This window comes from Arcicella lustrica (genome assembly GCF_034930985.1).
Lineage (GTDB): Bacteria > Bacteroidota > Bacteroidia > Cytophagales > Spirosomataceae > Arcicella > Arcicella lustrica.
Genome location: NZ_JAYGIM010000006.1, coordinates 262,224 through 283,919, shown reverse-complemented (window position 1 = coordinate 283,919; position 21,696 = coordinate 262,224). Strand labels below are relative to the sequence as shown.

General features: G+C 38.2%; 18 protein-coding genes and 1 pseudogene. 4 read left to right on the top strand and 15 right to left on the bottom strand.

The window, feature by feature from the left end:
* From VB798_RS08955 to VB798_RS08945, 3 genes are read left to right on the top strand one after another with little or no spacing between them, the layout of a single operon-like run.
* Positions 1 to 1,518 (top strand): DUF1501 domain-containing protein, encoded by a 1,518-nt coding sequence (locus tag VB798_RS08955; RefSeq protein WP_323258079.1) that lies wholly within the window; start codon positions 1 to 3, stop codon positions 1,516 to 1,518.
* A gap of 26 nt (positions 1,519 to 1,544) precedes the next feature.
* Positions 1,545 to 2,654, top strand: coding sequence for an NHL repeat-containing protein (locus tag VB798_RS08950; RefSeq protein WP_323258078.1), 1,110 nt, complete (start codon positions 1,545 to 1,547; stop codon positions 2,652 to 2,654).
* Between the two features lie 16 nt (positions 2,655 to 2,670).
* Positions 2,671 to 4,959 (top strand): DUF5703 domain-containing protein, encoded by a 2,289-nt coding sequence (locus VB798_RS08945; RefSeq protein ID WP_323258076.1) that lies wholly within the window; start codon positions 2,671 to 2,673, stop codon positions 4,957 to 4,959.
* A gap of 80 nt (positions 4,960 to 5,039) precedes the next feature.
* Here the strand turns inward: VB798_RS08945 and VB798_RS08940 are convergent, their stop codons facing one another.
* Positions 5,040 to 5,315, bottom strand: a complete 276-nt coding sequence (locus VB798_RS08940) for an FUSC family protein (protein WP_323258074.1) — start codon at positions 5,313 to 5,315, stop codon at positions 5,040 to 5,042.
* Between the two features lie 262 nt (positions 5,316 to 5,577).
* Here VB798_RS08940 and VB798_RS08935 point away from each other — a divergent pair, with 262 nt between their 5' ends.
* Entirely contained in the window at positions 5,578 to 6,312 is a 735-nt protein-coding gene (locus VB798_RS08935) for a 3-keto-disaccharide hydrolase (protein ID WP_323258072.1), read from the top strand.
* A gap of 125 nt (positions 6,313 to 6,437) precedes the next feature.
* On the opposite strand, the gene VB798_RS08930 is transcribed toward VB798_RS08935, so the two are convergent.
* The 14 genes and pseudogenes from VB798_RS08930 to pcaG form a co-directional block, all read right to left on the bottom strand.
* Positions 6,438 to 7,226: a PhzF family phenazine biosynthesis protein gene (locus VB798_RS08930; protein WP_323258070.1), complete on the bottom strand. Its 789-nt coding sequence runs from the start codon at positions 7,224 to 7,226 to the stop codon at positions 6,438 to 6,440.
* A gap of 83 nt (positions 7,227 to 7,309) precedes the next feature.
* Complete coding sequence (locus tag VB798_RS08925) at positions 7,310 to 7,870, bottom strand: hypothetical protein (RefSeq protein WP_323258068.1); 561 nt, start codon at positions 7,868 to 7,870, stop codon at positions 7,310 to 7,312.
* A gap of 752 nt (positions 7,871 to 8,622) precedes the next feature.
* Positions 8,623 to 9,276 carry a 3-oxoacid CoA-transferase subunit B gene (locus VB798_RS08920; RefSeq protein ID WP_323258206.1) on the bottom strand — a complete coding sequence of 218 codons (654 nt, stop codon included), beginning with the start codon at positions 9,274 to 9,276 and terminating at the stop codon, positions 8,623 to 8,625.
* Between the two features lie 60 nt (positions 9,277 to 9,336).
* Positions 9,337 to 10,023 (bottom strand): annotated as a pseudogene (locus VB798_RS08915) (CoA transferase subunit A); the annotation flags it as partial.
* 182 nt (positions 10,024 to 10,205) lie between these two features.
* Entirely contained in the window at positions 10,206 to 11,414 is a 1,209-nt protein-coding gene (gene pcaF / locus VB798_RS08910; protein ID WP_323258066.1) for a 3-oxoadipyl-CoA thiolase, read from the bottom strand.
* A gap of 211 nt (positions 11,415 to 11,625) precedes the next feature.
* The gene (gene madM / locus VB798_RS08905; protein WP_323258064.1) at positions 11,626 to 12,390 is read right to left on the bottom strand and encodes a malonate transporter subunit MadM; all 765 of its coding nucleotides are present in this window, start codon (positions 12,388 to 12,390) and stop codon (positions 11,626 to 11,628) included.
* Position 12,391: 1 nt separating this feature from the next.
* Entirely contained in the window at positions 12,392 to 12,760 is a 369-nt protein-coding gene (gene madL / locus VB798_RS08900) for a malonate transporter subunit MadL (protein ID WP_323258063.1), read from the bottom strand.
* A 141-nt stretch (positions 12,761 to 12,901) separates the two neighbouring features.
* The gene (locus VB798_RS08895) at positions 12,902 to 14,386 is read right to left on the bottom strand and encodes an acyl-CoA synthetase (RefSeq protein WP_323258061.1); all 1,485 of its coding nucleotides are present in this window, start codon (positions 14,384 to 14,386) and stop codon (positions 12,902 to 12,904) included.
* Positions 14,387 to 14,505: 119 nt separating this feature from the next.
* Positions 14,506 to 15,636, bottom strand: coding sequence for an ATP-binding protein (locus VB798_RS08890; protein ID WP_323258059.1), 1,131 nt, complete (start codon positions 15,634 to 15,636; stop codon positions 14,506 to 14,508).
* A 154-nt stretch (positions 15,637 to 15,790) separates the two neighbouring features.
* On the bottom strand, positions 15,791 to 17,134 hold the full coding sequence (locus VB798_RS08885) for a 3-oxoacid CoA-transferase (RefSeq protein ID WP_323258056.1): 1,344 nt from the start codon (positions 17,132 to 17,134) through the stop codon (positions 15,791 to 15,793).
* Positions 17,135 to 17,251: 117 nt separating this feature from the next.
* Positions 17,252 to 18,421, bottom strand: a complete 1,170-nt coding sequence (locus VB798_RS08880) for a 4-hydroxybenzoate 3-monooxygenase (protein ID WP_323258054.1) — start codon at positions 18,419 to 18,421, stop codon at positions 17,252 to 17,254.
* A 130-nt stretch (positions 18,422 to 18,551) separates the two neighbouring features.
* Complete coding sequence (pcaDC, locus tag VB798_RS08875) at positions 18,552 to 19,676, bottom strand: bifunctional 3-oxoadipate enol-lactonase/4-carboxymuconolactone decarboxylase PcaDC (RefSeq protein ID WP_323258052.1); 1,125 nt, start codon at positions 19,674 to 19,676, stop codon at positions 18,552 to 18,554.
* Positions 19,677 to 19,802: 126 nt separating this feature from the next.
* Complete coding sequence (gene pcaB / locus VB798_RS08870) at positions 19,803 to 21,131, bottom strand: 3-carboxy-cis,cis-muconate cycloisomerase (RefSeq protein WP_323258050.1); 1,329 nt, start codon at positions 21,129 to 21,131, stop codon at positions 19,803 to 19,805.
* Positions 21,128 to 21,652: a protocatechuate 3,4-dioxygenase subunit alpha gene (gene pcaG, locus VB798_RS08865; protein ID WP_323258049.1), complete on the bottom strand. Its 525-nt coding sequence runs from the start codon at positions 21,650 to 21,652 to the stop codon at positions 21,128 to 21,130. Before pcaG ends, pcaB begins: the two co-directional genes overlap by 4 nt.
* Between the last annotated feature and the right edge of the window lie 44 nt (positions 21,653 to 21,696).

Below are 21,696 nucleotides of genomic sequence, written 5' to 3'. Positions count from 1 at the left end.
ATGGCACATCATCATGACGAAGAATTTAGGCTTCATACGCCCGAATTCAACCATTTACATAATAAATTAGACAGAAGAAATTTCTTGACCAAAACCTCTTTGGGTTTAGGTTCTTTGGCTGTTGGCTCATTGCTGACTGGTGTATCGGGCTTTTTTGATGCACCCAAAAAGATTGTTCAAGAAAGTGCGCCAAATCTTGAAGAAGAAATTTTAAAGGCTTTGCCACATATTGCCCCCAAAGCTAAAAGAGTAGTTTATTTGTTTATGAGTGGCGGTCCTTCGCAGTTTGAAACTTTTGATTATAAGCCTAAACTCATCAGTTTAGCAGGACAAAATTTACCAGATTCTGTTAGAAAAGGACAAAGATTGACGGGCATGAGTGCTAACCAAAGTGCTTTGCCAATGGTGCCTTCTGCTTTTAAATTCAATCAACACGGGCAAAGCCAAACGTGGATTAGTGAATTATTACCGCATACTGCACAAGTGGTAGATGAATTGTGTATCATTAAATCTATTCATTCAGAAGCCATTAATCATGACCCTGCCATTACTTTTTTTCAGACAGGAAATCAACTTCCCGGACGACCGTCAATCGGTTCTTGGGTGAGTTATGGTTTGGGTTCTGATAATCAGAATTTACCAACTTTTATTGTATTGGTTTCTAAAAATGGTCAGAAAGACCAGCCACTTTATGCTCGTTTATGGGGAAATGGCTTTTTGCCTTCCAAACATCAAGGCGTTCAGTTTAGGTCGGGCAAAGACCCTGTTTTATTTTTAAATGACCCCGAAGGATATGATGGTAAAGACCGCAAAGAAATGTTGGATTATCTTTCAAAGCTCAATAAACTACAAAACGATACTTATGCCGACCCAGAAGTAGAAGCCAGAATTGCACAATACGAAATGGCTTATCGTATGCAAACTTCTGTACCTGAAGTAATGAGTACAGCCGATGAACCAGACGAAGTATTTGATTTGTACGGTGCTGATAGTCGTGATGCGGGAACGTATGCAGCGAATTGCCTTTTGGCTAGAAAATTACTGGAGAAAGATGTAAAATTTGTACAATTATATCATCAAGGTTGGGACCAACACGGCGGACTTCCACAAGGAATTGCCCAACAATGTAAAAGTACAGACCAAGCCACAGCAGCACTTATCAAAGATTTGAAAAGAAGAGGAATGCTAGAAGATACTTTGGTGATTTGGGGAGGTGAATTTGGCAGAACGGTATATTCACAAGGAAAGCTCAGTGCGAATGATTATGGTCGTGACCATCACCCAAGATGCTTTACCATGTGGATGGCAGGCGCTGGCGTAAAAGCTGGGTTGAGCTACGGAGAAACGGATGATTTTAGCTATAATATTGTAAAAGACCCTGTTCATGTGCATGATTTTCAAGCTACTTTAATGCACTTGATGGGTGTTGACCATGAACGTCTGACCTATAAATTTCAAGGAAGAAGATTCCGATTGACCGATGTGCATGGCAAAGTAGTGAAGGATATTTTAGCTTAATTTCAATCAATCAGAACTTAATAACTATGACAACCAGAAGAAATTTTATTAAAAATACAACGCTCGCTACTGCTACTACTTTATCAAGTTCAAGCTTTGGTTTTTCTATCTTGCATCAAGATAAAAAAGCGGAAGAATTAATCATTGGTCATGGAGATTTTAAATATAAAGTAGATAAAAGTTGGGCAAAAATCAGTGCGAATTCAAATCCAATTTTCAATTGCCACGAAATGGTGCAAGACAGCAAGGGGCGATTGATTATGCTAGGCGATAATGTCAGAAACAATATTTTAATTTTTGATAAATCGGGCAAACTCCTTGATTTTTGGGGAACTGCTTTTCCGGGTGGTCATGGTTTGACATTGACAAAGGAAGGTGGAGAAGATTTTTTATTGATTGTAGATTGCGGTTGGTATCAAGATAAAACTGGAAAATGGAATCCTCAAGCTGGACAAGTACTAAAAACTGATTTGAACGGGAGAGTGATTTTTACAATAGGTCACCCACGTACCATTGGTATTTATAAAGATAATGAGCCATTTATGCCAACCGAAACCGCCGTTGCACCCAACGGAGATATTTATGTGGCTGATGGTTATGGCTCAGATTATATCATTCATTACAATAGCCGAGGGCAGTATATTCGCCATTTTGGCGGACAGCATAATGCAAACAAAGAACATAATTTGTACAATGCCCACGGCGTGGCGATTGATTTACGAGACAAAAATAATCCAGTATTGATTTGTACTTCTCGTGATGAAAATTGCTTTAAATACTTCACTTTAGATGGAAAATTTATCAAAAGAGTAGATTTGCCAGGAATGTACGTTTGTCGTCCCGTACTTGATGCTGAAAATATTTATGCAGGAGTATGCTGGTCGAAGGATGCGAACGGGCAAAAATTAGGAGGTGATTCTGGTTTTGTAACCATTTTGGATAAAAACAATAAAGTAGTTTCTAGTCCGGGAGGAACGGCACCGACCTATAAAAATGGAATTTTGCAAGCTACCTTACAAGCTACAAATCCTATTTTCCAACACGGACATGATGTTTGTGTGGATGAAGACAAAAACTTGTATATCTGCCAGTGGAATGCCAATCATACAGCACCCGTAAAATTAACAAGAGTATAAAATCGTGCAATTTAAAATGAGAAAATATATTCTTTCAGTTGTTTTGATTTGTTTATTTTTGAGCCTAAAAGCACAAAATAAACAAATAAGTGCCTATAATGTCGTTTGGAATAGCCAGAGTAAAAACTCGTCTGAATCAATGCCATGTGGCGGTGGCGATATTGGGTTGAACGTTTGGGTTGAAAATGGTGATGTTCTTTTTTACCTTTCCAGAAGCGGTACTTTTGATGAAAATAACGCTTTCCTCAAGCTTGGTCGTGTGCGTCTTCAATTATCTTCCAATCCTTTTAATACTTCTGATTTTAAACAAGAATTACATTTGGAAGAAGGTTTTGTGAGTATTTCCGCTTGGAAAACGAAATTGAAAATTTGGGTAGATGTTTTTCGTCCTGTTGTCCATCTTGATTTGCAAAGTGACAAAGCCATTACCCTAAAAACTTCCTTCGAATCTTGGCGAAATGAAGACCATCTTATCACGGATGCAAAAGAATTAAGAGCCAATTCTTACAAAGTAAAGCAGAAATTTGAAGTAAAAACTTTTAAAGATAATATTGATTTTCAAGGAAATAACATTCTTTTTTACCACAGAAATAGGAGTGACCTAGAAAACGTTTTTGATTATACCGTGAAAATGGAAGGGATGAATTCGGTGAAAGACCAACTTTATAATCCCATCAAAAACAATACTTTTGGCGGAATCATCTCAGGAAAAAATTTAAAAGTTGCGGGCAATACTTTCGGAAAATATGCTGATACTGAGTTTAAAACTTGGTCGCTCGAAAGTATCAAAGCCAGTCGTTCACAGCAAATTGATATTGCTTTGCACGTGGTGCAAACCGAAACTTTTGAAGAATGGAAAAAAGGATTAAATAATATTTTAACCGAAGCTGAAAATCATAAAAAAGAAGCTTTTCAGCAAACAAGTACTTGGTGGAAGAATTTCTGGAACAGAAGTTATATCTACATCGAAGGGAAAGACAGTACTGTTTCTCGCAATTATCAACTCTTTCGTTATCAGTTGGCTTGCAATGCTTATGGCAAATGGCCAACAAAATTCAATGGCGGATTATTTACTTTTGACCCTGCTCATGTAGATAAAATTTATCCTTTTTCAGTAGATTTCAGACTTTGGGGAGGCGGAACGATGACGGCACAAAACCAGCGTTTGGTTTATTTCCCGATGTTTAAAAATGGGGATTTTGATATGCTAAAACCTCAATTTGATTTTTATTTACGTTCGCTGAATAATGCGGAATTAAGAAGTAAAGTTTATTGGAATCATGCGGGAGCTTGTTTTACCGAACAAATAGAAAACTTTGGGTTACCGAATGTTTTTGAATATGGTTTGAAGCGACCAGAAGGTTATGATGCGGGCATGGAGTATAATGCTTGGTTAGAGTATCAATGGGAAACCGTTTTTGAATTCTGTTTGATGATGCTAGAAACCGAGCGATACGAAAGTAGAGATATTTCTGAATATGTGCCTTTTATAGAAAGTTGCCTTACTTTTTATGATGAACATTATCAGCAATTAGCCAAAAAACGTGGTGCAAAAACCTTTGATGAACAAGGACAATACATTTTTTACCCAAGTTCGGCCGCAGAAAGCTATAAGATGACTTATAATTCTACCACGGTGATTTCAGCGTTAAAAGTAATTTTATCGAGAGTAATCGAACTTCCTGAAAAATACCTTGACAGTACTCGCAAGGAAAAATGGACGGTGATGTTAAAACGTATTCCGCCGATTCCTTTGCAGGAAATTGAAGGACATAAAACCCTTGCGCCAGCACAAACGTGGGCAAGAATTCAGAATTCGGAAGCGCCACAATTATACCCTGTGTATCCTTGGGGACTTTATGGACTTGGAAAACCGAATATTGAAACAGCTATCAATACTTATCGTTTAGACCCACACGTACAGCAATATAGAACGCATATCGGTTGGCGACAGCACAGTATTTTTGCCGCTCGTTTAGGATTGAAAGAAGAAGCACAAGAACTGACAAGGGAGAAATTCAAAGATGCCAATCATCGTTTTCCTACTTTTTGGGGACCAGCTTTCGATTGGACACCCGACCATAATTGGGGCGGTTCGGCAATGATTGGTTTACAAGAAATGTTGATGCAAGTGGATGATAAAAAAATCTATTTATTACCTGCTTGGCCAAAAGATTGGAACGCTCAATTCAAATTACATGCGCCATACAACACAACGATTGAAGGCATCGTGAAAAATGGAAAGATAGAAAAACTAACAGTTTCGCCAGCATCTAGGAAAAGCGATGTAGTGGTGATGGAGTAATAAATATTACCTTTAGTTTATACTTTCAATCAAATCAATAGGGGTGGACTTAAAGTCCACCCCTATTGATTGACAAGGGTTTATTTATCTTTTTCCCCATTTTTGTTGTTGATTTCTACTTGAATTTCTTTAAGATTTTGTTTCTGAACCTGAGAATTCTTAAAAATTCCAGCAATCAAGAATATTGGAATAGCAAGATATAGGAAACCAAAACCGTTTTTTACAACGCCAAAAACCATTACGCCAATTAAAAATCCTATTAATACAGCAGAGAAAATTTCATTTTTTTTAATCTTTTTTTCTTCAATCAATAACTCTTCAAGAGTCAATTGCGAGTAATCCTTTTTGTCAAACATGTTTTGTTTAGGTTTAATGTTAAAAATTTATGCTTTGTATAGTTGTTTCTTATGGTAGGAATTTACTTACTTTTTGTAAACAAAAGTTTCTAAACCTTGAAGTTATATATTTTCGTTCAAATTCTGGATTTTATCAATTTTGAATTTGGCACTTTGCTTGCCAGCTATAATGGGTCTTTCCTAACTAAGCGGGTCATAATGCTAGAACGTTATTTGTATTTTTGAATGAAAAAATATTCTTAAACAATCAAAATACAGCTTTATGAAAAAGACAATCATTTCCTTACTTTCGTTTGGTTTAATCGTTGCACTATTAGGTTCATGCTCTGAAAAAAAAGTTGCTAATAATGAATTAAGTGACCAAGAAAAAGAAGAAGGTTGGACTTTGCTTTTTGATGGAAAAACCACCAACGGTTGGCATTTATATAACCAAGGAAAAGCACCATCGACTTGGATGGTGAAAAACGAAGAATTATTGTGTAATCCAGATTCTGCAAACTTACTGCATGGCGATTTGGTTTCAGACAAAGTATATAAAAATTTTGATTTAAAATTTGAATGGAAAATCTCAAAAGCTGGGAATAGTGGCGTTTTTATCAATGTAATTGAGCAAGATACAATTCCGACGGCTTGGGCTTCTGGGCCAGAATATCAGCTACTCGAACACGAAAATATTGGAGCAGACTATCTAAAAGATTCCACTAAATGGTCTGCCTGTTTGTATAGTTTTGCACCTCAAAAGAATATAGCAAAACTCAAACCATTTGGCGAATGGAACGAATCGAATATCAAACAAAACAACGGGAAAATTGAATTTTATTTGAATGGCGTACTAACAGCCGAACAAGATTTAACCGCTGAAACTTGGAAAAAAATGGTCAGTAATAGCTACTTTAAGAATTTTCCGATATTCGGTAAAAATACTGCTGGTCGAATTGCCCTTCAAGAATGGTCGAAAGGGGTGGCTTTTAGAAATATTAAGGTGAAGGAATTGTAGGTGATTTTGCAATGGGTGGTGTATTTACTACCCATTGCGAAATGACTTTTATTTACACATGAAATTTGGTTTTGATAATGTTTGAGTTGCCTCAGTAGTTCTAATGATAGAAAAACTCACCAACCTCATTCCGTCCATAAAGTACCAATGGAGTACGTTTTGGCTTGACCGCTGATGAGTACTCTATCATCAATCAATTCGCAAAATAGTTTTCCGACTCTTTCAGAAACTTGTAGGGCTGTGAATACTTGTTTGTTGAGCCTGCTTGCCCAAAATGGAATCAATGAACAATGTGCTGAACCTGTAACGGGGTCTTCAAGAATGGATGCTTGAGGCGTAAAAAACCTTGAAACAAAATCACAGTTGTCTCCAATTGCCGTAACAATTACGCCACCGGGGTCAAGGTTGATTTGGTCAAAAATTTGTCTGTTGATTTGGATATTTTTTACTTCTGTTTCAGTATCATAAACCAAAAGATAGTCTCTTGCTTTTAACACTTCTTTGGGTTTGATATTCAAAGATTGTTCAATGATAGCTGGCAATTCGGCTTTCTCAGGCATTCTTGAAGGAAAGTTCATTTGGTAGTAATCCTTATCAACCTTTACCTTCAGGTCGCCACTTAGCGTATCAAAAATAATTGTATCGTTTGGGTAATTAAGTAGTGTTTTTAAGCAATGAGCCGTTGCTAAGGTAGCGTGTCCGCATAAATCCATTTCAATTTCGGGCGTAAACCAACGCAAATGAATTTTGTCACCCTTATTTACAAAAAAAGCAGTTTCGGCAACTGCATTTTCTTGGGCAATTTTCAATAAAATTTCATCAGGAAGCCAAGTGTCTAATGGCACAACACAAGCAGGATTTCCGCCAAAAACCTTATCGGTAAAAGCATCTATTTGATATAAATCTAATTTCATTGGGGTAAGGCAGACTGAGTCTGCATTTTATTTATTGTTCAAAGTCGAAAGAAGACTTTGAACAGCAAACGTTTTGATGATTTTTATTTCAGCGTCACATTTGTCAAATTCATGCTGTCCAAAGAATCCAATAAGGTTTCAAAGTCTTCAATTGTTCCCGAACCTAAATCTATGTCAACCAACTGTAAGCCATTCAATTGATAGGGGTCTGAAATGTAATGAACAACCAAATTAAAGTCTTCCTCAATAGTCTTTTCTTCAAATGAGTTCATAAACCAGTTTTTAATTGGTGTCCAATTCAAGTTCTGATGATTGTTATCAAACTCAATTGTCAAGGCATTCCATTGAAAAGGCTCAATTGTTACCGTTAAAGTATCTGACCATTCCAAAGTAATAGGGTCAAAACTTAGTTTGGATTCTGTGTCCACCATGACTGATTGAATTGGCTCATCGTCCTTCAACAAAATTAGGTCGTTGCGGTAGGGTGTATCGAAAAAACCTTCGGTAACTTGTTGTCCTAATCTATCCAATAATTCAGGTTCTATTATCACCTTAAAACCGTTTGCGATTTGCTCATCAATTTCATCTTTAAATCTTGTTAAGTAATAGTCTCTGATTGCCTCAAGTAATTCAGTTAATGTCATTTTCTCAATGTATATTTAGAGATGAGCGAATATCTTATCGTTCTTTTTGTATTATTAGAAACGACTAAACTTTCCAATTCCCTAAAGTATCAAATTACCTTCAAGATATAAAACTGTTATCAACTTTCTACCCAAAAACTTATTACACGGTATATTCTTGCTCTAAAGTGGAAGGCTCACTCATGGCATGACTAACAAAAACTTAATGCTTCTCAAAACTTACTGAAAGTCATGCCATGAATTTTTGTTGAAACCTTCCTGCAAATTGCAGGAGCAAAATGATAGGCTGAAATTCCTTCCCGCAAATTGCAGGAGCAAAATGATAGGTTGAAATTCCTTCCCGCAGCTTGCAGGAGCAAAATGATAGGTTGAAATTCCTTCCTCCAACTCGGAGCAACAAAATGATTGACTGAAATTCTTTCCTCCAATTTGGAGTAACAAAATGATAGGTTGAAATTCCTTCCTCCAACTCGGAGCAACAAAATGATTGACTGAAATTCTTTCCTCCAATTTGGAGCAACAAAATGATAGGTTGAAATTCCTTCCTCCAACTCGGAGCAACAAAATGATTGACTGAAATTCTTTCCTCCAATTTGGAGAAACAAAATGATAGGTTGAAATTCCTCCCTCCAATGCGGAGCGACAAAATGATAGACTGAAATTCCTTCCTCCAAATGAGAGCGACAAAAAAATAGAGCCATGTTTTATCAAAAACACGGCTCTAAAAAAACTCAAAGCTCACAGCTATCAGCTCAAATCTCAATCACAGGAATATCACCCTCAATGATTAATTTACCTTCTGTGGCAGCTTTTACTTCGTCGATACTTACGTTGGGAGCGATTTCTAACAATTTAAAACCGCCTTCGGCTAATACTTCCAATACCGCTAATTCGGTTACGATTTTCTTGACACAATGGATGCCCGTGATGGGTAAAGTACAGTTGCTCAACAGTTTCGATTTACCATCTTTACTCACGTGTTGCATCGCTACGATGATGTTTTTGGCAGAAGCCACCAAGTCCATCGCACCACCCATTCCTTTTACCATTTTGTTAGGAATTTTCCAGTTGGCAATGTCGCCATTTTCTGAAACTTCCATAGCTCCCAAAATCGTCAAGTCCACGTGTTCGCCTCTTATCATGGCAAAACTTTCGGCAGAACTAAAGAGCGAAGAACCTGCTTGCATCGTAATGGTTTGTTTGCCTGCATTGATTAAATCAGGGTCGATTGCCTCTTCCGTAGGGAATGGGCCAATCCCCAACAAACCATTTTCCGACTGCAATACTACGCTGATATTTTCAGGAATATAATTGGCAACCAACGTAGGAATCCCGATTCCCAAGTTTACATAATCACCATCTTTGATTTCACGAGCAATTCTTTTGGCAATTTGGTTTTTATCCAAGCCTTTTGCTGTGGAAACCGCTGTTGCTTTTTCTTCTTTGGTAGCACTTGTCGGAATACTTATCGTGCGTTGTTCAATTCTTTTCTGGTAATTTTCACCTTGGAAAATTCGCTGTACATAAATGCCGGGCGTATGAATTTCGTTAGGGTCTAAAGTCCCAGCTGGAACTAATTCCTCTACTTCGGCAATGGTAATTGCCCCAGCCGCCGCCATCATCGGGTTGAAATTTCTTGCCGTTCCTTTGAAAATTAAATTCCCTGCGGTATCGCCTTTCCAAGCTTTTACAATAGAGAAATCGGCTCTAAGCCACGACTCCAACAAGTATTTTTTACCATTAAATTCTCGTATTTCTTTGCCTTCCGCTACTTCTGTACCTACGCCAGCAGGTGTAAAAAAGGCAGGAATTCCTGCACCGCCTGCTCTTACTCTTTCGGCTAAAGTACCTTGTGGAATCAGTTCTACTTCGAGTTCGCCAGACAATAATTGTCGCTCAAACTCCTTGTTTTCACCCACATAAGAAGAAATCATTTTCTTCACTTGGCGACTTTTCAGCATCAGACCAATGCCAAAATCATCAACCCCAGCATTGTTTGAAATACAAGTAAGACCAGTAATGCCTTTCTGAATCAAGGCAGCAATACTATTTTCAGGAATACCGCAAAGTCCAAAACCGCCAAGCATCAGCACGGCGTTGTTTGGAATATCTTTCACCGCCTCTTGGGCGTTTTTTACTACTTTATTTGTCATGGTAATGAATATTGTTAAACCTCACCCGTAGCGACGGTCGCCCCAACCCCCTCTCTTGCTGAGAGGGGGCTTTTCGTTTACAAAGCTCCCCTTCTCTACAGGAGAAGGGGTTGGGGGATGAGGTTAATAACTATGATATTTAGATTCCCTTAAGTCCTAATCACCAATCACTATTTACTAAACTAAACTCTCTCAATAATTACCGCATAACCCATTCCTACGCCAATACACATGGTAGCAAGGGCATATCTTTTGTTTTGTTTCTGTAATTCTAAAGCCGCAGAATAAGTAATTCTTGTGCCTGACATTCCGAGCGGATGTCCTAAAGCAATCGCTCCGCCATTGGGATTTACTCTTTCGTCTTCATCTGCAATGCCTAAAGCTCTGGTACAAGCCAAAGACTGTGCAGCAAAAGCTTCGTTGAGTTCGATAATATCAATATCGTTTAATGTCAAACCTGCTTTTTTCAAGGCTTTTTGCGTTGCTGTCACTGGCCCTATTCCCATAATGCGAGGTTCAACACCCACTATTGCCGAAGAGACAATTCTTGCTTTTGGGCTTAAACCATATAAATTAATGGCAGATTCAGAAGCTAAAAACATGGCTGCCGAGCCATCATTTAAACCTGCGGCATTACCAGCGGTAACACTTCCTCCGTCTTTTTTGAAAGCAGGTTTCAAGGTCGCTAACTTCTCAAGTGTTGAATGGGGTTTCACAAATTCGTCAGTATCAAAAAGTTTGGTTTCACCTTTTTTCACGGTAATTTCTACGCCTACAATTTCTTCTGCCAATCGTCCTGATTGTTGGGCTTTATAGGCTTTTTGATGTGAACGATAAGCAAAAAGGTCTTGGTCTTCACGGCTGATTTTATAAATCTCTATCAAATTTTCCGCAGTCATTCCCATAGCATCCGTGCCGTACATGGCTTGCATTTTTGGATTAATAAAACGCCAACCGAAACTTGAATCGAACATTTGGGCATCGTTGCCAAAAGGTTTTGAAGTTTTGGAAATCACCCATGGGCCACGAGTCATGTGTTCCATTCCTCCAGCAATCATAATTTCGGCATCGCCCACTTGAATACTTCTGGAAGCATCAATCACCGCCGACATCCCCGAAGCACATAATCGATTGACGGTTTGGGCTGGCACAGTATAAGGCAAGCCTGCCAACAAAGAAGCCATTCTGGCTACATTGCGGTTATCTTCTCCTGCCTGATTGTGATTTCCGAGAATCACTTCATCAATCATTTCAGTAGGAATGTTAGGATTTCTTTTGACTAATTCTTTAATCGTCAAAGCCGCCAAATCATCCGCTCTGACACTCGACAAACTGCCACCAAAATTCCCAATGGGCGTTCTGATGCCATCAATGATATAAGACTGGTTCATATATTTTAATTTTAAGCTATCAGCTTTTTAGCTTTGAGTTATGAGCTACGAGCTTTGAGCTGAAAGTATTGATTGTGCTTTTATGGCTATTTGAGATTTCTGATTTCGGAAATTGGATAAAATTCAATAAAATACGAGACAATACTTCATTTGTTAATGCCGAAATCCGACATCTGAAATCCGACATCAAAAATTCTGTATAACTAATTACTTAATCAGCAAAAACTATTTTCATCATAATAAATAAAAGTGAAGGACAAAAAAGACAGCCTAAACCTGTGTAAAAAGTGGCGGTTAATGCACCATAAGGCACTAATGTTGGGTCGGTCGCTGCTAAACCTGCTGATACGCCACTGGTTGTACCCATCAAACCACCGTAAACCATTGCAGTATGGGGGTTATTTAAACCAATGTACTTAGCAATAAAAGGCGTTCCGATGGTAACAAAAACCGCCTTCACCACACCCGCTGCAATACTGAGTGCTATTACATCCGAACTTGCTCCGATGGCCGCACCCGTAACAGGCCCAACGATATAAGTACAAGCTCCTGCACCGATGGTTGTTAAACTAATGGCATCGTGATAGCCCCAGAGTAGAGCAATGAGTGCGCCACCGATAAAAGACAGCGTGATTCCTAAAAAAAGAGAAATAACGCCTGCCCAACCTGTGCGTTTAATCACGATAAAACTTGCTCCCATGGCTGTGGAAACAATGGCGAAGTCACGAAACATTGAACCACCCAAGACACCAAAACCTGAAAAGATTTTAATATCGGCAATGCCTTTTTCTCCACCAGTGGCAACACCCCCGAAGTATGCCAAGAGTAAACCTATAATAATCGCAATAGCAGAGCCGGGAATTTTTTTATTCGTTGCTTTTACAGAGATAAGCTCTGAAAAATAAATGATAAGACTGACTACCAAAAACGTAAAAACAATACCATTTTTTTCAAGGAACTTTGAAATGATTTCCATATTAGTCTATTTGAGAGCTTTTAGATATTTTAGCCAAAAAAGGAATGACAGCGATACAAATGAGTACAGGAACAATCCCTGCCAGAATAGCCATAAAGCCACTGGAAACCGCCACTTTTACATTCTGTGTCGCCGACATCGCCACTACAATCGGTATGTACATCTGACTCCAGAATAAAATTCCTTTTTCGGTAGAAGTATCTAAATAATTCTTCTTCTTGAGCCAATCGTTGATGAGAATCAGTAAAATCATGGCAAAGCCAACGCCGCCAACATTGGCATCTACGCCAATTAATTTCCCGATAAACTCCCCAAAAATCTGCCCCACAACATAGCAAAAGGCTAATATGCCTACTCCGTAAATAATCATAGTTTAATAGTAAAGTGGTTGGTAATGGTTAGTTATGAATTGTGAATTAGTGCTTTAGGAAGGATTGTTTTCGGATTTCAGATGTCGGATTTCGGCTTTATTCTATTTTCCGAAATCAGAAATCTCAAATCCAAAATTGTGTTAAAACAGCTTCTTCAAATCATTCTTGGTGACTTTTCCCATTGCATTTCTCGGTAGTTCATTGGCGATGATGTACTTCCGAGGTGCTTTGTAGGCTGGCATTTTTTCTCTAATCCAAGTATTAAGTTCCTTTAAATCAATCTCTGGATGATTCACAATCAATACTCCTGCTACCAATTCGCCCCATTCTTCATTAGGAATACCTATTACACTACAATCATTAATGTGCGGATGTGTTCGAAGTACTTCTTCAATTTCTAAAGCTGAAATTTTATATCCACCTGATTTAATAATGTCGATAGAATCTCTTCCTAAAATTCTATAATAACCTTCTTCAACCACCGCAATATCGCCCGTTTTAAACCAACCATCTTCAGTGAAAGTTTTCTGTGTCGCTTCTGGTTTGTTCCAGTACTCCAAGAATACATTTTTACCTTTAATCTGAATTTCTCCCGGTTGTCCTACTGCTACTTCTTGATTATTTTCGTCCACCAATCTGGCTTCCACGCCCTCAAGCGGTTTTCCGATATAACCAGCCTTGCGTTCACCATCGTAAGGATTACTGATACCCATTCCGATTTCAGTCATTCCATATCTTTCCAATAAAGTATGCGTACTGATATTTTTCCATTTTTCCATCACAGAAACAGGTAAAGCCGCCGAACCTGAAACCATTAATCTAAATTTCGACAAGGTTTCGGTAAGTACTTCTTGCTCTGCTGTTGGCAGACTTTCCCAATAAGCAATCAGTTTGAAATAAATCGTTGGCACAGCCATAAACACATTGATTTTACCTTGTTGGAAAGCGGCAAAAACACCTTCGGCTGAGAAAGAAGATAAAAATTCAACTGTTGCTCCCGACCACAAAGCACAGGAAATGACATTAATAATTCCGTGAACGTGATGCAGGGGCAAAATACAAAGAATATGGTCTTGTGATGACCATTGCCAAGATTCAACCAAAGTAGAAACTTGAGCTTCAATATTGCTATGCGTTGTAACGACACCTTTAGGTAAATTGGTCGTGCCACTGGTATAAAGAATCATCGCACGACGCTCGGAGCTAAGTTCAGGCAATACTTTTTCTTCCGAAGCTTGTGTTGGAATATCTGAAAGAATAATAAATCTAAAACCTTTTTCTGCGGCAAGTGGTGCTAAAATAGCAGCGTATTCTTCGCCAGCAATTACGATTGTTGCTTCTGTGTCATCAGTAACATATTGCAATGAAGGCAAAGGATAAGTAATGCACAAAGGCACAGCAATGCCGCCTGCTCGCCAAATTCCCCACTGAACCTTTACATAATCAAAGCCGGGAGAAACCATGAAAGCTACTCGTTGTTCATTCAAATCAGTGGCATCTTGCAACAAATAAGTAGCCACAGCATTTGAGTTATCTAAAAGTTCTTGATAAGAAAATGATTTCTCATCTGAAATAATAGCTTGATTATTGAGGTTTTTCGTAGCGTTTTCAACAAGTTTGAGCATTGCTATATTTGATTAGTTATTTTTATTCTTTATTTCAGACAAATTTATGAGATTTTCTCAGTAAACCTATGTCGTTTTGACTCTTGACTTTCTTTCAATAGCTGAATGAATACCTACACTCAACTGATAAAATCTAAATAGTTTTCTCGACTAACAATGGTAAACGTTGATTCGGGATATGCCTCTAAAAATACTTTTGGGATTTTAGCTTTTTTATTTCCCCATTTGAATTCAAAAGCTTCAATCATTTGATTCTTGACCTCTAAATAATCTATTTCTTGTTGGTCGTAGGTTCTCCAGAAATATGAATCCAAGTATTTTCTCTCGTACTTATACTTTTTAATTCTTTCAGTAATCAAATAATTCTCCCATAATTCGCCAATATCACTTCTGAATTTGATGGGTCTAAAATCACCAATAATGGCATTACGAACCCCATTATCCCAAAAATACCAACGGGAGCTTTTAGAAATTTCTTTCCGCAAATTTTTACTGTATGCCCCTACTCGCTTTAATACATAAACCTTCTCTAGCAAGTCCAAATATTTTTCAACGGTATTTTTACTCATTCCTAACTGATTACCCAATTCTAGTAAAGAAATTTCTTTTCCTAGCTGATACGCAATAAGTCGTAATAAATCATACACTTTAGCAGAATTTCGGATGCCATCAAAGCTAATAATGTCTTTTAGTAAATAGGAATTAACCAACTCTCGCAAATACCGCTCTTTTTCCTCAAAACTGGATAATAAATATACATCAGGGTAACTCCCATAGAGAAGACGCTCCTCTAAATTGCGTTTCGTTTCAAGTATGTTTTCATACTGTTTAATTTCTTGTTGCGCCAAAGGAAACATCTCATGCCAATAAGCCCTTCCGACTAAGGGTTCACCTAACTTATTGTTTAAATCAAAAGCAGAAGAACCACTTGCAATTACTTTTAAATTAGGCATTTCGTCAATAATAATTTTCAAAACTAGCCCAATAGCTGGAATTACCTGAGCTTCGTCGATGACAATCAGCTCTTTTCCTTCAAAGATATTACGGTATTTTTCAATGTTCCTTTCAGCTAAAAACTCCTGATTATCAGGTAAGTCACCATTAAAAAAAAGTGTTGATATGCCTAACTCTTGAATAACTTCTTTCAATAGAAATGTCTTACCTACTCGTCTTGCTCCAAAAATTATATTTACTTTTCCTGCTACTAAATACTTTAATAGCGTAGCCTTCAATACCCTTGTTATCTTCATTTTCTTATTATTTTACATTGGTAAATATAAAGAATTTGAAGCAATAAAAATGACTAATGACAATTTTTAGCTAAATTTTGTCATTATATTGACATTTTTTCTATTAATTTTGTCAATATATTGACAAAATTTACATTAATTCTGTCAATAGAAGCTAAACTGCATTAATAAAGGAAGCACTAGTTTTGGCAGTAACGTCTTCTAAAGTCGCATTGGGCATTAATTCGATAAGCGTTAATTTTCCGTCAGGATAAGCAAAAACTGCTAAATCGGTAATAATCATACTTACCACTCCTTTTGCTGTTAAAGGCAGTACGCAAGAAGGAACAATCTTCGACGAACCATCTGGATTTGTGTGCGTCATGGTAATAATCAGACGTTTTGCCCCTTTGGCTAAATCCATCGCACCACCAACGCCCAAAAGTGGTTTGCCCGGCACAGCCCAGTTGGCTAAATTGGCTGCCTCATCTACTTCTAATCCGCCCATAATTGCCACGTCGATATGTCCACCACGAATCATCGCAAAGGAATCCGCACTATCGAAATAGCTACTGCCTTTCAAAGCCGTTACGGGTATTTTACCAGCATTTACAGGATAATCCATCGCTCCGCCACCGTCTGTTGGCACTGGGCCAACACCCAACATTCCGTTTTCGGTATGAAGAATGATGCCATGTTCTTCGGTAATCAAATCAGCCACCAAAGTAGGAATACCGATTCCTAAGTTTACCACGTCGCCTTTTTTTAATTCCGCCAAAGCTCGTTTCGCCATATTCATACGGCTTTCATCTACTTTTTTAGAAGAAGAAACCGAAGCAGAACTTCCTAAATCTTCTAAAGTAATTTTGGCTTCCACTAAATAATCGACATAACAACCTTGCGTATGGATAAACTCTGGAGCAATTTCTCCGACTGGTACAATTTCTTCTACTTCAGCAATGACCAAATCCGCAGCCGTTGCCATGGCTTTGTTGAAATTATTTTCGGTCATTCTGTACTGCAAATTCCCAGCAGTATCCGCACGCCAAGCACGGATAAATGCCACATTGCCACGAATACTTTTGATAAATACTTGTTCTACGCCATCCAAAATTTTTGTTTCTCTACCTTCGGCAATGATAGTCCCTGCCGAAGTAGGCGTATAAAAGCCACCGATACCAGCACCGCCAGCACGGATGGCTTCGGCTAATGTTCCTTGTGGGAGGAGTTCGTAAGCAACATCGCCATTTTGGGCAGCTTTTACAGCATCTGGATTAGAAGTAAAAAATGAACCTATCATTTTTTTAAGTTGTCCGTTTCTTAATAAACGTCCGCCTCCAAGTCCAGCTTCGCCAGTATTATTGCCAATAAAAGTCAAATTCTTTGTGCCGATTTCCGCCAAAGCGTGCATCAAATGAACGGGATTTCCCGTCATGCCAAAACCGCCTTGCAGTAAAGTGTCTCCATCCTTTACCATCGAAGCGGCAGTGTGTAAGTCGATAATGGGTACTGTTTTCATATTTTTGGAGCTTTCAGCTATCAGCCTTGAGCTGTCAGCGATGAGCTTTTTGTTTTTTTTAAAATCTATAATCTCAAAGCTCATTGCTCACAGCTCACAGCTCATTGCTGAAGGCTATCAAGCAAATGTATCTAATGGGAAACCAACGTAATTTTCTGCGATGGTTTTTTGATATGCTTCTGAAATGGTTAAATAATCAAATTTTGATTTTTGTAAAAGACTTTCAAAACTGCCTTCTGCGGCTTGTTTATGGCAGAGGTAAGTCATGAAGTTGGAAAAATCCTGTACTCGCCAAACTCTTGCAACACATTTTTTAGAGTAATTCTCTAAACTCTCCTGACTACCCGATTCATAAAATCCAATCAAGCCTTGTGCTAAATTATGAATATCAGCCACAGCTAAATTCAAACCTTTTGCTCCTGTTGGTGGCACGATGTGGGCTGAATCGCCTGCCAAAAACAAGCGTCCAAACTGCATATTATCAATCATAAAGCTTCGCATTGGCGTAATACTTTTTTCAAAAACTTCGCCTTTGTCTAAAGTAATACCCAAACGTAATTCGAGTTCGTTCCAAATTTTTTCGTCAGACCAATTCTCTACGCTGTCGTTATTGTCAACTTGTAAATACAAACGACTTACTTTTTCAGAACGCAAACTTGCCAAAGCAAAACCATTTGAATGGTACGCATAAATAAGTTCGTCGTAAGTAGGCACAGAGTACGCCAAAATTCCTAACCAACTAAATGGATACTCAATTTTATATTCGTTGTAAGAATTTTTCGGTAAAGTTTTGCGAGCTAAACCGTGGAAGCCATCGCAACCGCCTACAAAGTCGCAATAAATTACCTTTTCTTCACCCAAATGCATGAAATGAATTTCAGGATTTTCACTTTCTACATTTCTAATTTCTTTCGCTTCTGCTTCAAAAATAATGGGAATTTGACGAGCCTCACAAGCATTAATTAAGTCTTTCACTACTTCTTGCTGTCCGTAAATTGTCACTTGTTTCTGAGTATATTTCTCAAAATCAATACGTTGACTCACACCATTATAATTGATATAACAACCATGATGAACAAGTCCTTCTTTATGCAGACGCTCCGAAACTTGCAAGCCATCAAATACTTCAACGGTATTATGTTCTAATAAACCCGCACGTACTCGGTTTTCAACATACTCTCTACTTCTGTTTTCAATAATAACAGATTGAATTCCTTTTTGCTGGAGTAAAAGAGCCAAAGTAAGTCCCGATGGCCCCGCTCCGATAATTCCTACTTGTGTTTTCATTGTTTTATTTTTTAAGCTGTGAGCGATGAGCTTTGAGCTACGAGCTTTGAGCCATAAGCTTCGAGTATTTAGGTTATTATCAAAGCCGACAAAGCCAATTGCTAAAAACTCAAAGCTCATAGCTCACGGCTCATAGCTCAAGGCTATTAAACACTTCCTCAGCCGTATGAAAGGCTTCGTTGGCGGCAGGTAAACCGCAGTACAATGCCGACTGCATCAATACTTCTTTGATTTCAGCAATCGTTACACCATTGTTGAAGGCGGCACGAATGTGCATTTTTAATTCTGCTTTTCGGTTCAAGGCAATCAACATCGCAATCGTAATTAAGCTACGGCTATGCTTTGATAAATTCGGACGAGTCCAGATTTCTCCCCAAGCGTAATTGCTAATAAACTGTTGAAAATCAGCATTAAAATCATTGATATTGCCATTGGCTCTGTCAACGTGAGCATTGCCCAAAACACTTCTTCGCACGTGCATCCCTTTTTCAAAAGTGCTTTCGCCAACAATAAAATCTATCAATACTTGTGCATATTCTTCGGGCAATTCTGTACTGGCTAAATGACGAGCGTGCAGTACTCTCAAGTGAGCATTCGGGATATTTTCAGCGATAAATTCAGCCTGTGCAACATTGGTTACTGGGTCTTCGTCGCCCGTAATCACCAAAGTTTCTACCGATACTTGTGATAAACTTTCTCTGAAATCAGCATCACGAATGGCAGCACAGCAATTTGAATAACCCAAAATATCACTCCGTAAAAACATGGCTTTGGTTTCGGCTACTCTTTGTGGATTGTGATTTCTGAAACTTTCGGTAAACCATCTTTCCATCGTATCGTCCACAATGGCTTGCATCCCATTAGCTTTGATGGTTTCAATTCTGCCATTCCAGCGTTCATCGTTTCCGATTTTTGCACCAGTATTACTGACAATTAGTTTTTTGATGCGATTAGGATAATGAATTCCCAACCATTGACCAATCAAACCACCCATCGAAAGTCCACAGAAGTGGGCTTCGTCAATTTTTAATTCATCCAATAAATCAATAACATCTTGTCCCAACAAAGCAATACTGTAAGGTTCGGGCGTAATTTCACTTCCGCCATGTCCACGAGTATCGTATCTCAAAACCCTAAAATATGGTAAAAGAAAAGGCACAAGTTCATCCCACATCAACATTTCAGAACCCAAAGAGTTAGAAAAAATCAACACAGGACTATTCGGCGTTCCTTGTAGTTTATAGTTAGTTTTCATTTTAGCTTTGAGCCATCAGCTATAAGCTTTCGGCTTTTTATTTAAAATTTAGTTGGGCTTTATACTGTATGCTTTAGGCAATAAGCCTAAAAATTTGATAATACTTAATGAAATATTGCTTAAAGCCTATTGCCTAAAGCTTACCGCCTTTCCCAAAATATTATCAATAATCTCCAAACTCAATCCAATCGCATTTTCGGCTTTAAAGAGTGGTTGGAGTTCGGTTTCTGTTAAATAATGTTGAGTTTCTGCCAAAATCTGTTTCAAATGTTTTTGTTCTGCAACAGCTTTTTTACAGGCTTTTTCTACTAATTCGTGAGCTTCACTTTTACCGATTTTTTCAGCCAAAGCCAGTGAAACATTTTCTGCATAAATCAATCCTTGCGTCAGTTCAAGGTTTTGAAGCATTCGACTTTTATCTACTTCTAAACCGCTGAGAAGTTCAATACTTCGTTCAACAGTACCAGCTGTGAGCTTCATTAAATCATTCAAAACTTCCCATTCCGAATGCCACAAGCCAGCCGAACGCTCATGTTCCTGAGCCATTGCAGTCATCAATGTTGCCACCAAATGCGGTACTCTTTGGGCATTTGCCAAAATAATTGCCGAAGCAACAGGGTTACGTTTATGCGGCATCGTACTTGAACCACCTTTGCCAGCTCCAGCTCCTTCAAATACTTCGCCTACTTCGGTTTGCATGAGTAGCGAAATATCTTTGGCAATTTTTCCGATACTTCCTACCAAAACACCCAAAACAGCAGCAAAATGGACAAAAACATCTCGGTGGGTATGCCAAGAATGAGTAGCCTTTAACCCTAAAATATTGGCTAAACTTTCTTTTACTTTTTGATTAATCGCTTGATTCTGAGAACCTACCGCACCAGCCAATTGTAAAACTAATAACTCACCTTTCAAAGATTGAATACGTTCTGCCGAACGCTGAATACTTTCTAAGCACAAAGCCATTTTTAGTCCGAAAGTAATGGGTTTGGCTTGTTGCAAAAGCGTTCTACCAATCATCAAAGTTTGGCGGTGTTCTTGCGTCTGTTTAATAAGTACTTCTTGTAAAGTATTTAATTGATTTTCAAGCCATTCGACAAATATTTTGATTTGTAAAACCGTAGCCGTATCAACTACATCCTGACTTGTAGCTCCGAAATGCACAAATTTGGCAGCTTCTGCATCTTGGTTTTTGACCAATTGCGTCAATTGTTTTACCAAAGGAATGGCAACATTTCCGCCCAATTGTATCGCTTTTTTCAAAGCTTGTAAATCTATCAAATCAGCTTGCGAACAAGACGCAATGATACTTGCCGAAGTATTTGGAACGATACTATGTTCGGCTTGGGCTTTTGCCAAACTTGATTCAAAAAGCAATAAATAGCTCAGACTCTTTTCATCAGAAAAAAGTTCGTTGATTTCATCGGAATAAAATACTTCGGAATATAGACTCATATTTCAAAAAAAACAGTTTCGTTTTCGCCTTGCATATAAATGTTTAATTCATATACAGAACCTTTTTTCTGAGCAATCAGCGTATGTCGTCTTTCACTTGGTACAGTATTCAGTACTTCGTCTTGTTCGTTCAGTGTTGTTTCATCTGAAAAATAAATACGAGTATAAGAATGTATGAGCTGTCCACGCATAAAAATGATAACCGTCAGATAAGGAGCTTGCCCAGCAACCGATTCAGGTTTTAAGGTATGAAAAATAAAGCGACTTTCGGGGTCTGTACCTGTACCAAATCTTCCGAAGCGTTGATTATTTTCATCAATTTGCCATAATTCAATCATGGCATCAGGAATTGGTTGATTTTCGCCATCCAAAACCTTCCCAATGATAGTAATACTATCAGGATTATCAATCGGATTTACCATCAGGTTTCCGACCAAGCTTTTAAAATTATATAAATACTGTTCGGGCGAAAGTCCATAAGCAAAATACGGCCCAACAGTTTGCGAAGGAGTCTGTAACATAATTATTAGTTTTGAATTAGTACTGCAAGAATTATTGATTTCGG